General features: G+C 64.5%; 12 protein-coding genes. 4 read left to right on the forward strand and 8 right to left on the reverse strand.

Annotated elements, in window-relative coordinates; all coding sequences use genetic code 11:
* Nucleotides 1-167 precede the first annotated feature (167 nt).
* Entirely contained in the window at nt 168-668 is a 501-nt protein-coding gene (locus KDH09_18275) for an N-acetyltransferase (protein MCB0221649.1), read from the forward strand.
* Nucleotides 669-1,237: 569 nt separating this feature from the next.
* Here KDH09_18275 and mltG read toward each other — a convergent pair.
* A complete protein-coding gene (mltG, locus tag KDH09_18280; GenBank protein MCB0221650.1) occupies nt 1,238-2,305 on the reverse strand; it encodes an endolytic transglycosylase MltG in 1,068 nt (355 codons plus the stop codon).
* Nucleotides 2,302-2,739 carry a Holliday junction resolvase RuvX gene (gene ruvX, locus KDH09_18285; protein MCB0221651.1) on the reverse strand — a complete coding sequence of 146 codons (438 nt, stop codon included), beginning with the start codon at nt 2,737-2,739 and terminating at the stop codon, nt 2,302-2,304. Before ruvX ends, mltG begins: the two co-directional genes overlap by 4 nt.
* Before the next feature lie 119 nt (nt 2,740-2,858).
* Between ruvX and KDH09_18290 the strand changes: the two genes are divergently transcribed.
* Entirely contained in the window at nt 2,859-3,452 is a 594-nt protein-coding gene (locus KDH09_18290; GenBank protein ID MCB0221652.1) for a hypothetical protein, read from the forward strand.
* Between the two features lie 88 nt (nt 3,453-3,540).
* Nucleotides 3,541-4,764, forward strand: coding sequence for an argininosuccinate synthase (locus tag KDH09_18295; GenBank protein ID MCB0221653.1), 1,224 nt, complete (start codon nt 3,541-3,543; stop codon nt 4,762-4,764).
* Here KDH09_18295 and KDH09_18300 read toward each other — a convergent pair whose 3' ends face one another.
* From KDH09_18300 to KDH09_18325, 6 genes are all read right to left on the reverse strand, one after another.
* Nucleotides 4,765-5,835 (reverse strand): helix-turn-helix domain-containing protein, encoded by a 1,071-nt coding sequence (locus KDH09_18300; protein ID MCB0221654.1) that lies wholly within the window; start codon nt 5,833-5,835, stop codon nt 4,765-4,767. It lies immediately after the preceding gene.
* Between the two features lie 21 nt (nt 5,836-5,856).
* Nucleotides 5,857-6,732 (reverse strand): tetratricopeptide repeat protein, encoded by an 876-nt coding sequence (locus KDH09_18305; GenBank protein MCB0221655.1) that lies wholly within the window; start codon nt 6,730-6,732, stop codon nt 5,857-5,859.
* Nucleotides 6,733-6,737: 5 nt separating this feature from the next.
* On the reverse strand, nt 6,738-8,459 hold the full coding sequence (locus KDH09_18310; protein ID MCB0221656.1) for a hypothetical protein: 1,722 nt from the start codon (nt 8,457-8,459) through the stop codon (nt 6,738-6,740).
* Between the two features lie 249 nt (nt 8,460-8,708).
* On the reverse strand, nt 8,709-9,617 hold the full coding sequence (locus KDH09_18315) for a bifunctional hydroxymethylpyrimidine kinase/phosphomethylpyrimidine kinase (protein MCB0221657.1): 909 nt from the start codon (nt 9,615-9,617) through the stop codon (nt 8,709-8,711).
* Nucleotides 9,618-9,634: 17 nt separating this feature from the next.
* Nucleotides 9,635-10,504: an S-methyl-5'-thioadenosine phosphorylase gene (gene mtnP / locus KDH09_18320; GenBank protein MCB0221658.1), complete on the reverse strand. Its 870-nt coding sequence runs from the start codon at nt 10,502-10,504 to the stop codon at nt 9,635-9,637.
* A 100-nt stretch (nt 10,505-10,604) separates the two neighbouring features.
* Nucleotides 10,605-11,546, reverse strand: coding sequence for a hypothetical protein (locus tag KDH09_18325; GenBank protein ID MCB0221659.1), 942 nt, complete (start codon nt 11,544-11,546; stop codon nt 10,605-10,607).
* A gap of 270 nt (nt 11,547-11,816) precedes the next feature.
* Here KDH09_18325 and KDH09_18330 point away from each other — a divergent pair.
* Nucleotides 11,817-12,226, forward strand: a 410-nt coding sequence (locus tag KDH09_18330; GenBank protein MCB0221660.1) for a hypothetical protein, incomplete at its 3' end; no start/stop codon positions are given.

Raw genomic sequence — 12,226 nt, forward strand, 5'->3', positions numbered from 1 at the left:
GAGCTGGCCGGCCGCAACCTCACGCTCACCGAACAGCTCCGCGAAGTCGTCATCGATCTCGAAAAGGAATCGAAGTCACTGACCGACTCCCTCCAGCGCTTCAAGCTCACGCACGAGGAAAACGGACGGGCGGGGTGAGTTCCGCGTACCCAAGTATCGGGACTCGAATGATCATCAGAAAAGAAACAGCCTCCGATATCGATGCCATCACTGAGGTTACCCTCGCCGCATTCAAAACGCTCGAGGTCAGCAACCAGACGGAGCATTTCATCGTCAAGGCCTTGCGGGCTGCGGGGGCGCTGACCATCTCACTGGTCGCGGAAATCAATGGGCGCGTTGTGGGACACGTTGCCTTCTCCCCAATCGACATCTCGGACGGCACGACCGGGTGGTACGGCCTCGGGCCGGTTTCGGTGTTGCCCGAGCTGCACAAACAAGGCATCGGCAAAGCGCTGATCAACGAAGGCCTGGCACTGCTCAAAGCCAAAGGCGCACAAGGGTGCGCGCTGGTGGGAGATCCCAACTACTACGAGCGATTCGGCTTCAAGAACGATCCCGGGCTTTCTTACGAAGGCGTTCCGCCGGAGTTCTTTCTCGTCCTGCCTTTTGCGGCTGAGATTCCCGAAGGCACCGTCATCTTTCATGAGGCATTTCAGGCAACCGGCTGACACGTGAGCGCCGACAAGTGTCCCTATTTCATCGGTCCATCTCGGGTCATTTCGGTCCATCGTGGGCCATCATGGGTCACACCCCTTGCGTGAGTTTCTTTCTTTCCCATACTGAAAACTGGACATAGCGAAGGCGCGGTCACCCACCGCCGCAGTGGTGAAGATGGGTGAGCCTCCGGCTCCGGAGGTCCGTCGGCGCAACCGCCCGCGCGCCTTCGAGGGTCCGACTCCAATCCCCTCTCCCTTTGGGAGAGGGTAAGGGTGAGGGTTTTGTTGCAGCAGTGACGGAACCCTCACCCGCGCCATGGGCGCGACCTCTCCCAAAGGGAGAGGTGAGTGGAGCGGCCTCCACCGGCCGCCCCCGGCCGGAACGATCTTCGTGCGCGCGGAAGCCCTTCGACAGGCTCAGGACAGGGAGAAGAAAAAATTTTTGGAATCTGTAAACACGACCCGCAATCCAGGACGGGCGAGGCATGCCTCGCCCGGTTCGGGCCCGAAAAAAATCACGGAAATGGAAAGGGCCAGAAAGTAAGTGACCATTCAGATGCGAACAAAGGCCGCCATGCGGCCTACTCCGCGGGTTTGAGGTCCTGGGCCGGCGGGGCCTTGCCCTTGCCGAGCTGGAAGTAGCGCACGGCCTGCTCGTGGAGCGGGTAGGTCTCCGAGAAATAGTGGACACCGTGCTCGCTCTGCTTGGCGACGAAGAAAAGGTAGTCGGCCTCTGCCGGATGGAGCACGGCGTCAATGGCCTCGGCGCCGGGGCTGGCGATGGGGCCGGGCGGCAGGCCCTTGATTCGATAGGTGTTGTAGGGCGTCCAGGTCTCCAGGTCCTTGCGGCGGATGTTGCCGTCGTAGTCCTCGCCGATCCCGTAGATCACCGTGGGATCGGTTTCGAGGCGCATTCCCTTTGCCAGGCGGTTCAGAAACACAGCGGCGATGTAGGGTCGCTCGTGGGGCACGCCGGTTTCCTTCTCCACGATGGAGGCGAGCGTGAGGAGCTTGTGGTTGTCGGTGATCCCGCGCGCCCTGACGCTCTCGGGGATCACGGGCGGCAGGTGCTTTCTGGTCTCGGCCACCATGGCCGAGAGCACGCGCTCCTCGGTAAAGGGCCGCGAGAAGGAATAGGTCGTCGGGAAGAGGTAGCCCTCCAGCGAGGGACCCGGAATGTCGAGGCGGTCGGCGAAGGCGGCCGAGAACATGAGCTCGCGGAATTTCTCCTCGGTGCCGAAGCCCTCGGCGGCAAGGCGCGCGGCGATCTGCCGGGCGGAAAAGCCCTCGGGAATGGTGACCTGGTGCAGGACGAAGGGCCCGCGGATGAGCGCGTCGATCACCTGCCCCGCGTCCATCGAGGCGCGCAGCGCGAACTCGCCGGCGCGAAGGCGGCGGGCGTCTCCCTTGAGGCGAAGCAGCAGGCGAAAGCCGCGTGCGCTGCGGATGAGGCCGAGCTCTTCGAGCTCGCCCCCCACGCGCTGGGCGGTGCTGCCTGGCGGCACGACAAAGACCACTTCGGGGGCGCCGCTGCCGCCGGGCGCGCCGGTCATCCACTGCCAGGCTCCCGCGGCGCCGAGCGCCACAACCAGGCCTGCGATGGCCAGAGCGCGCAGGGCGCCGCCCCGCTGTTGCGTTTGTTCACTCACGATGTTTCTTCCGTTTTGTTTGCGTGTCGTTCGGCAAGAAAGTCCTCGAGCACCACGGCCGCGGCCACCGCGTCGAGCTTGCCGCGCATCTCGCGCGAGCTTTTGCCGCCCTCGCGCAGTCGCCGCGTGGCTTCCTCGCTGGAGAGGCGCTCGTCGCGCAGCAGCACTTCGAGCCCCGTGGCCGCCGCCAGATACCGGGCGAGCTTGCGGGCCCGGGCGGCGCTCTCGCCCTCGGTGCCGTCCATGTTGAGCGGCAGGCCGACCACGAGCAGTTCGGCCCCGATCGCCGATGCCACGGCAGCCACCTCCCCCACGACCTGGCGGTCGTTCTTGCGGGTGAGCACGCTGTGGGGGCTGGCCAGCATTTCCGAGGCGTCGCAGGCCGCAAGGCCCACGCGGCGCTCTCCCCAGTCGACTGCGAGTATTCTTGCCATCGCTTGCGGGAGGGACTCTAGCATGCCCGTGCGCCCTTGGCGCCCTCCCCGGTCCCGGCCCCGCACGGGCCGGGCGGCCAAGGTAGAATCCGATGCGCCGGGTGGGTAGACTGCCGGGCGTGAAGAGTCGAAGCTGGATACCCGCCGCGCTGGTCGTCTTGATCCTCGCCGGCACCGCGCTTGCCCAGGCCCCGGGCCTCGTGGACCGCTATCGCAAGCACTTCTCCCAGCTTCGGCAGGCAGATCGCCTGCACCTGAAGCTCCTCATGGAAGAGAGCGCCACGGCGCTGCGCGTGCTCACCGAAAAGGGCGCACCGCCCAGCAAGGCCGCGCCCGCTGAGCCAGCCGAGCCCGAAGACGACGCCGAGGCGCACCGCGCCCTCGTCGAGCAGCTCTACAGCGCGTCGGTCGAGCTCAAGCGCATTTCCGGCGCTCTGCAGCGCCGCCCCCTGCCCCCCGACGGGCACTGGCTCCAGCGCGCGCAGCGGCTCAAGATTCCCGCCGCCCGCATCGAGAGCATCGCCCTGCACCCGGGCGACTCACGCATCCCGTATTTCGTTGCCAAGGCAAAAGCCGCCTGCTATGACTGCCACCGCATTTACGGGGGGCCGCTCGACGATGGTGACCTGATTGCCGGCGGCAAAGACTCCTACAAGCAGCCCCAACAGCTCCCCTCCGGCTGGTCCGAGAAGCTCGCCCAGGCTGCGAAGTAGACGCCCGGGCCTTTCCCCTCTCCCCGGCACCCAAGTTCCGAACTTTACGATGGATGCGCCGCACCCATGCAGGCGCGAAAGAGGATTCATGAGCAAGGACGTCAAGAAGGTCGTACTCGCATATTCAGGTGGTCTGGACACCTCGGTGATCCTGCGCTGGCTCATCGAGACCTACAAGTGCGAGGTCATTTGCTTTGCGGCCGATCTGGGCCAGGGCGAGGAGCTCTCCCCCCTGGATGCCAAGGCCAAGGAATGCGGTGCCAGCAAGATCTACATCGACGATCTGCGCGAGGAATTCGTGCGCGACTTCGTCTTCCCCACCCTGCAGGCCAACGCCCTGTATGAGGGGATCTACCTGCTGGGCACCAGCGTGGCGCGCCCGCTCATTGCCAAGCGCCAGATCGAAATCCTGCGCGCCGAGGGCGCAGATGCCGTCTGCCACGGCGCCACCGGCAAGGGCAACGACCAGGTGCGCTTCGAGCTGACCTACTACGCCATGGAGCCCGATGTCACCGTCATCGCCCCCTGGCGCGACTGGGAGTTCAAGGGCCGCTCGGATCTCATCAACTATTGCAACGAGAAGAAGATCCCCATCACGATCACGGCGGAAAAGCCCTACTCGATGGACCTCAACCTGCTGCACTGCAGCTATGAGGGCGGCATCCTCGAAGACCCGTGGAAAGAGCCCTACGAGGACATGTTCCAGCTCACCACCTCGCCCGAGAAGGCGCCCGACAAGCCCGAGTATCTCGAGATCGACTACGAGCACGGCAACCCGGTCGCCATCAATGGCGAGTTCATGAGCCCGGCCAAGCTGCTGGCGACTCTCAATGAGGTCGCCGGCCGTCATGGCGTGGGTCGCATCGACCTGGTGGAGAATCGCTTTGTCGGCATGAAGAGCCGCGGCGTCTACGAGACGCCCGGTGGCACGGTGCTGCACGTCGCGCACCGCGGGGTCGAGCAGCTCACCATGGACCGCGAGACCATGCTGCTGCGCGACGGCCTGATGCCCAAGTATGCCCAGCTCATCTACAACGGTTTCTGGTACTCGCCCGAGATGGACTCCATGATGGCGCTCATCAAGGAGACCCAGAAGAACGTCACCGGCACCGCGCGCGTCAAGCTCTTCAAGGGCTCGGTCACACTGGCCGGCCGTAAGAGCCCGGTCTCCCTCTATGACCAGAAGGTCACCAGTTTCGAAGACGACCAGGGCGCCTACAACCAGAAGGACGCCGAGGGCTTCATCAAGCTCCAGGCACTGCGCCTTCGCATTCGTGAGCGCGCGCGCCGGTCCCAACAGAAAAAGGGCTAGTTACTCGGCAGGCTGATCGGCGGGAGCTTCGGTGCTCTCGCTCGAGGCAGGTGCGGACGGCTCGGCCGACGCAGCCGGTTCGGGCTGCGCAGCCGGTGCTTCCGGCTCGGGCTCGACGAAGTTCGCCGAGAGCTCGGACAGCTCGGCCCTGGCATCTTCACTCAACGGAAAGTTCCAGGTACGCGGTTTCGTCGCGCCGCCAAGGGTCTTGAACGATCCCTCCGGTGTCTCCACCGACAGGCGCGAGGGATCGCCCACGCGAATCTCCAGCGCCTTGGCAAAGCGCTGGCGGATCTGCTCACCGGCATCGAGCTTGAAGTTGCGCGGCTCCTCGTCATCCTCGCTCACGCGAATCCAGATTTCCTTGCGCGCTTTGAGAATGATCCATTGATTGCGCGGTACGGGCGCAGCCTGCGCCTCGGGCTCCGGTTCGGGCGTGGCAGCGGCTGCCACCGGCTGTTCCGTCGCCTCACCAGCGGGCTGTTCCGGCTCCTTTGCATCGCGGGCGACGGGCTTGGCGGGCGCTTCGCTCGCCTCTTCGGCGGGCATCTCCGCTTCAGGTGCCGGCTCTTCGGATTGCGTTGCCGCGGGCTCTGGCTCTGCAGGCTCTGCTGCTTCGGGCTGGTTGGCGTATTTCGTAACCTTGGGCGGCTCATCCGAGCCGACCTGGTAGGCGATTACAATCGCGACGAGCAGCGCGACCACGCCGAGCACGAAGGGCATCGGGCCCCAGCTCTCACGCGGTGCGGGAGTCGGGCCGTCCGAATTGGAGCCGCCCTGCGAAACACCGCTGCGACTCGAACTGCTCTCGCCGCCCTGCCCCGCACCCGGGCCATGGGTTTTGAGAAACTCGTCGAAGCGCTCCATCACTTCCTGCTGGGGAAGCGCCAGGGTGCGCGCAATGGTGCGGACAAATCCCTTGAGGAACACGGGCGCGGGCAGGCTCTCGAAGTGGTCGGCTTCCAGGTCGATGAGCACCTGACGGCTGATCTTGGTCACCTGGGCAAGGTCCTCGATGGACACGCCCCGTGCCTCGCGCTCAGCTCTCAGAAACCGCCCAAAACTTTCCATGTGTTCCTTCGGTCTCCCCGATCAGCGGGCATAGGGAAGCGGCTGCGCATTGTTGCGCGGGTTCCGCTCGCTCTTTCTGGATTTCTCTGCTTCGGTGGGTTCCACCGGGCGCGGCGTACACTTGAGTCGCTCGGTGTAGCGGCGCGCCTTGATGGCCAGCTTGCCCTCTGGATCGGCATCGATGACATCCCAGAAGTCGTTGCAGGCCTGGGGGAACTGCTTGAGTTTCAGGCGCATTTCCCCGCGCAGGAACACCGGGTCATACCAGTTCGGGCAATACTTCACCGCCAGCCCCATCTCATCGATGGTGCTGCGCGGCTGTCCGAGTTCCACGTAGGCACGGCCCAGCGTGTAATGGGCAAAACACTGCGCGCGGTTGCGATCGATCGCCTGCCGGCAGTAGTCGACGGCCTTGGCATACTGTTTTTTGCGCAGGTAGACCTCGCACATGTTGGTCAGCGTCACGTCGGGACTGCGGTGCAGATCGTCGCTCAGTGCAATCTCGAACTGCTCGAGCGCTTCGTCCAGGCGCCCGATCTCTGCATAGGCAATGCCCAGGTTCGTCCGTGCGTTCGAGAGCTTGGGATCGAGATCGAGGCCCTTCTGGAAGTTCTCGATCGCCTCGGTAAAGCGTCCCTGACGCATGTAGATCAGCCCCTTGGCGTTGTAGACCTCGGGGTATTCGTCGTCGGCCTCTTCGGCTTTCAGGCACTCGGCCAGCGCCATGGGGTAGCGGCGCTCGTCGAAGTGCTCCAGGCACAGGGCGACCCGGGCTTCGGCTTTCTTGCGGGCGTCCTTGTCGGCGCACCCGCTGAGCATGAATGCCAGCACGGGGACCAGCAGCAGGCACAGGGCCGCGCCGGGGAGGAATTTTTTCAGCATCTTGGGCATCGTCATGTTGTTTACCATATCGAGAGAAGGCGACCGACTTTATCGAGCCGATTGGCGATCTCTTCGGCGCTGAGCGCCGGCTGTGCCGGAGCGGCCACGGGAGCCGGCTCCTCACCCGCGAGTTCTTCTTCCAGCGAGGCCATGGCCGCCGCCTCGGGCTCCGGTGCGGCTGCGACGGGCTCAGGGGCCTCGGGCTCCGGCGCGGGGGGCGCGGGGGCTTCCCAGCCGGAGGCCGTGGAATCCCCCTCATCATCGTGTATCCCACCGAAGTCGATATCGGCGGTCGTATCGCCAATTTCGGAGGATTCTTCTTCCTCTCCGAAGAGATCATCGCCCGCGGAATCGTCCTCTCCCGTGCCGAAATCAATTGCCTCGGACTCAGGCTCGGCCGCCGGTGCGGCCTCCTCTGCCGGGGCTTCGGGAGCAGGCGCCTCGGGCTCTTCGACGTCGATGGAGAAGGAATCCTCACTGTCTTCGTCGCCGAAATCGATTCCGAAGTCGCCGTCCGGCTCGGCGACCGGCGGCTCAGCAGCCGAAGCCGCGGCGTCCACCACCTCGTCCATGAAGCTCAGGTCGTCGGGCGCGCCCCCGACCGGGGCGGCAGCATCATCGAGTACATCGCTCACAGCCTCGTCGGAGAGCAGGTCGTCTCCTGCATCCCCCGCGACGTCGATGGCAATGTCATCGCTTTCATCGATATCGATGTCGAAGGACTCGACGGGCGCCTCGGGCTCAGGCTCGGGCTCCGAGAAGTCGACTTCTTCCTCGATCACGTCCTGGGGCGTCGCCTGTTCGACGACTTCAACGATTTCTTCTTCGTCGCCGTGCTCGAACATGGAGTCGAACTGGCTGTCGAGCGCGCCATCGAGATCGCCGGTCTCATCGCCGCCGCTGAAGGGGTCGGCTGCGGGCCTCTCTTCGGCGCCAAAGCCTTCCAGATCATCGAGCCCGGCAATGGTCTCGTCCAGGCTCTCGCCGCTTTCGCCGGCTTCCCGCACCACCTGGGCCACCAGCGGGTCGATGGTATCTTCGTCCTCAAGGCTCGCAATGTCGATTTCTTCGAGCGACTCGGCCTGCACCGGCTCGGGCTCGATGGGGGCGGCCTCGGCCAGGTCGAGTTCCTCGATCGGCTCGGCCTCTTCGATGGTTTCGAGCTCCATCTCGGCGGACTCAACTTCCATGGGCTCGACTTCGACCGGTTCGGGTTCGGCCGCGTGCATGTCGTCGAAGGGATTGACGTTCTCGATGTCGACGGGCTCGCCCGGATGTTCGGCCTCGTATTCGTCGAGCACCGACTTCACACCGGGCTCTTCTTCGGCCTCCACCAACTCGATGTCGCTCTCGCCCTCGATATCGTCGAGGTCGATCTCTTCCATCTCTTCGGAAATATCGACGAGCGAGGGATCTTCCTTGGCTTCTTCCTGGGCGGCGAAGCCGTCCAGGTCGGCGCGGAATACCGGAAGCGAGTTGTAGAAGGCAATGCGCTCATCGGGCGGCATCTTGCGGTACTGGGCGTTGTCCATGACAAAGCCCATGGACTCGGCAAAGTCGAGCGCCATGGACTCCACGTCGGCAAATTGGTCGCGGGAGATTTCCCCCTCGCTCCAGGAATAGATGCGCGCGACGTGGCTGCTCTGATGATAGAGGTAGATCCACATCCCGAAGTTGCCCGTGTCGAACTGCGCCGAGCAGATGTAGGCCATCGTCGGTTCGGGCTCGGGAAGATCCGTCATCACCGCCGGATTATTGAGCGACGTAATAACGGAGACCACTCGTTCGGGTGGGGTATCCAGATGATTCAGTGATGGATCGAGTTCAAACATGAACGGCTGGGCCGCGTTCCTTCCCGTGCCCCCTCAGACACGAAAATGCCCGGCAGTGCCCTCAGCCAGCCGAGAGAGGCTGATTTCCGCACCAGACTATCACCCGGCCCCGGCGCGGTCAACGCGCCGCGTAAGCGGATGAGCGATTGGGCGCCCGGCCTAGACCTTCGTGAAGCGCACGAAATCGTTGTAGCGCGCCTTGCGCTTTGCCGGGGTGGCCTTCTTCATGCCGTCCAGGGAGAAGCCCTCCACCACGAAGGAGGCGTGGACCGAGCCGCGCACCAGAGCCTGCCGGAAGGCCTTCTCGGTGAACTTGCCCTGCCTGGCCAGCTCGCCCACCAGGCCGCCGGCAAAGGTGTCCCCGGCGCCGGTGGGATCCTTGATCATCTCCAGCGGGTAGGCCGGAAGGGCGAAGAAGTCCTTCTTCGTGAACATGGTGGCGCCGTATTCGCCGCGCTTGATGATCACGCGCCCCGGGCCCATGGTCAGCAGCTTTTTCGCGCAGGCGGCCAGGTTGAGCTCCTTCGTCAGAAGCCGGGCCTCGCCCTCGTTGATGGTGAGGACGTCGATCTTCTTGAGCAGCTTCTTGAGGGCCGGCAGCTTGATGTCGATCCACAGGTTCATGGTGTCGGCCAGAACGAGTTTGGGCTTCTTCATCTGCGAGAGGATGTCGAGCTGGAGGTCCGGGTCGAGGTTCGCCAGGAACACGATGGGCGTGTCCTTGAAGCCTTCGGGCACTTTCGGGGCGAATTCGGCGAGCACGTTGAGCTGGGTATCGAGGGTAATGGCTTCGTTGAGATCGTCCTCGAACTTGCCCGACCAGCGAAAGGTCTTGCTTCCATCGACATACTCCAGGCCGGAGGCGTCGATCTTCTCCTTCTTGAGCATGGTCACGTGCTTGCGGGGAAAGTCCTTGCCCACCGCGCCCACCAGGCGCACCGGGGCGAGCTTGCTGGCCGAGTAGGAGAAGTACACGGCCGATCCGCCGAGTGCGTCCTTTACCTTGCCGAAAGGGGTTTCCACGTTATCGAAAGCGACGGTGCCGACCACCAGGATGGGAAGTGCCATGAGTTCTCTCCGTTTTTTTAATCGTCAGAAGGCAGGTAGCGGCCGATGATTAGATCGAGCCGCTTGCGGGTTTCGGCCGGTATCTTCTCCGGCGCGGTGATGATTGCGTTGGCGATGGCCGAGGGAACCGGGACTTCCTGGGTCGAGGGAATCCTGGGCACCACGGCCTGCAGGATTTTCTTGGCGTTGGCCACGTTCTGCAGGAGCACCTTGATGACTTCTTCCACCGTGACCTCGTCGTGGCCCTCGTGCCAGCAGTCGTAGTCCGTGCTCAGCGCCAGCGTGGCGTAGGAAAGCTCGGCCTCGCGGGCGAGCTTGGCCTCGGTGGCGTTGGTCATGCCGATGACCGAGACGCCCCAGCTCCGGTAGAGATTCGACTCCGCCTTGGTGGAGAACTGGGGGCCCTCCATGCAGATGTAAGTGCCGCCGCGGTGGACGGTGACGCCCACTTCCTTGCAGGCCGCTTCGAGCGCGTCGCCGAGCGCGGGGCAGACCGGGTCGCCGTAGCTCACGTGCACGACGCATCCCTCGCCAAAGAAAGTGCTCTTGCGGGTCTTGGTCCAGTCGATGAACTGGTCGGGGATGACCATGTGGCCGGGCGCGATCTCTTCCTTCATGGAGCCCACGGCGCTCACCGAGAGGATGCGCTGGCAACCCAGCTTCTTGAGCGCCCAGATGTTGGCGCGGTAGGGAACCTCCGAGGGCAGCAGCGGGTGGCCGCGCCCGTGGCGGGGAAGAAAGTAGAGCGTCGCATCCCCCAGGTTGCCCTTGATGATGGCGTCGGAAGTTGCGCCAAAGGGCGTATCGACGACGACTTCCTCGACGCCGGTCAGGCTTTCCATTTCGTAGAGGCCGCTGCCCCCGATGATGCCGATGATGTTTGCCACGACGATCCGCCTTTCCTTCGCGCGCTGGTTACTCGCTCACGCCCGGAAGCTCTCGGACGCGGCCAAACCTAGCGCCCGGGGCCGAAGATGGGAAGACTTCCTATTTCTGGATGAAGCGAAGCTTCGGGCCGCAGCGAAGGCGGAAGGTCGTGATCCCGGTCTTCACGTCGCCGTCGAACATGTAGGGGTATTCCCCCTCGAGCTCGATCACCGCGTCGGTGGTGACGCGGTCGAACATGGCGCCCTTCAAAGTCTCGCCCGTGTAGATGCGCGCGAGTTGGGCGACATAGCTCACCGGAGAGAGCGCGCCGCCGAGCAGCAGGAAGTGGCCGTCCTTTTCGAGCGTGCGCGAGAAGAGCTCGAAGCCAAGCCCGATCTCCGTCACGGTGGAGGCGAAGATCGCGGTGTAGTTCTCGTAGGGCGATTCCTCGCCGCCGGCGGCGACGAAGGCACGCACCCGGTGGAAGACGCGCTGGGCGTATTTTCCCCAGACCGGCGTGCTGAGCACGAGGCGCCCGAGCACGTAGGCGCCCTTCAGAGGACCGCGGCTCTCGCCCTGGTAGTAGGCCTGCAGAAAGCTGGCGGGAAGCCCGATGCCGAAGAGGAAGCCGAGCTGCTCGCCGTTGTTGAGATCCAGAGCGTGGCGCTCGGCCACGAAGAAGCGCTCGTCGCGGCGGTATTTGTCGACAATGCGCCCGAGGATGTGCAGCGGGCTGCCCGAGAGGGTCTTCATTCCCTTGGAGATCGTGTTCATCGTCCCGCCGCGAAGCAGCGCGATGAGCGGCAACTCGCGGCCGGCCTCGGCATACATGGGGGCGAGCTTCGTGGTCACGTAGTGGAGCGTGCCGTCCCCGCCGTTGATGGCCAGGATGTCGACGCCCCGCTGGAGACACTGCTCGATGGCGTGGGGAATCTCGGCGACGCTCTGGGTCTCGATCACGATCCCGTCGCTGCCCAGCAGGGCTCGCATCTCCTCGGAGATGACCGGGTTCTTGAGATTTCTGCGTGAGTGCGGATTTGATATGACGGCAATGCCTGCCACGGTGCCTCTCTCCCTGGTAGCGCGCAATTGCGGCGCGCCCGCCGCGCGCCGTTGACTCCCCGAATCACGCGGCCATAGTATTGAAAACCGGCTGATGTGGCAATTTGAGCGGTAGAACCCGCTGACTTCAGCCCCTGGCGGCCATGTGGACGCCGGAGTCGTGCACGAGCACGTGCACGATCACGACGGCCTTGGCCCCGTGCCGCCGCCCTGGCTGAAGGCCAGGCTGCCCGGCCGCGAGAGACCACCAACCAGTTCCCCGGAGCAACCATGAAACGCCTCTTTCTCACCCTTGCGATCGCCCTGAGCCTGAGCGCCTGCGCCGCCGTGCCGCGCCCGGCCTTCGATACCGAGCTCTATTCCCACTACCGCGAGTCCCAGGTCACCGCCCAGCGCGGCGGGGTGATCGGCTACTTCGGCGCCCGCAAGCGCGGCGCCCGCACCGAGTGCTTCCCCGCGGCCGACAAGCACGAGTTCCGCGGCTTCACCGTGGGCACCGGATCGGTCAATCGCAAGAACATGGAACTCGTCGGGCGCGTCAACCCCGGCGACAAGCTCACCATCCACGAGATCGTCTACTTCGAAAAGCTCCCCGGCCTCTGGGCCACCGCGACGGTCGAGCCCCGCGCGGGCGAGTCCGAGGGCACCGAGTGCATCATCAACGCCGCCGAGGGCCTGCA

This window comes from Chrysiogenia bacterium (assembly GCA_020434085.1).
GTDB lineage: Bacteria > JAGRBM01 > JAGRBM01 > JAGRBM01 > JAGRBM01 > JAGRBM01.

Excerpts from the sequence above, each read along its gene's own strand:
- KDH09_18275 (MCB0221649.1), top strand. The coding sequence starts at position 168 with ATGATCATCAGAAAAGAAACAGCCTCCGATATCGATGCCATCACTGAG.
- ruvX (MCB0221651.1), bottom strand. The coding sequence starts at position 2,739 with ATGGCAAGAATACTCGCAGTCGACTGGGGAGAGCGCCGCGTGGGCCTT.
- KDH09_18295 (MCB0221653.1), top strand. The coding sequence starts at position 3,541 with ATGAGCAAGGACGTCAAGAAGGTCGTACTCGCATATTCAGGTGGTCTG.
- KDH09_18300 (MCB0221654.1), bottom strand. The coding sequence starts at position 5,835 with ATGGAAAGTTTTGGGCGGTTTCTGAGAGCTGAGCGCGAGGCACGGGGC.
- KDH09_18305 (MCB0221655.1), bottom strand. The coding sequence starts at position 6,732 with ATGACGATGCCCAAGATGCTGAAAAAATTCCTCCCCGGCGCGGCCCTG.
- KDH09_18310 (MCB0221656.1), bottom strand. The coding sequence starts at position 8,459 with ATGACGGATCTTCCCGAGCCCGAACCGACGATGGCCTACATCTGCTCG.
- KDH09_18315 (MCB0221657.1), bottom strand. The coding sequence starts at position 9,617 with ATGGCACTTCCCATCCTGGTGGTCGGCACCGTCGCTTTCGATAACGTG.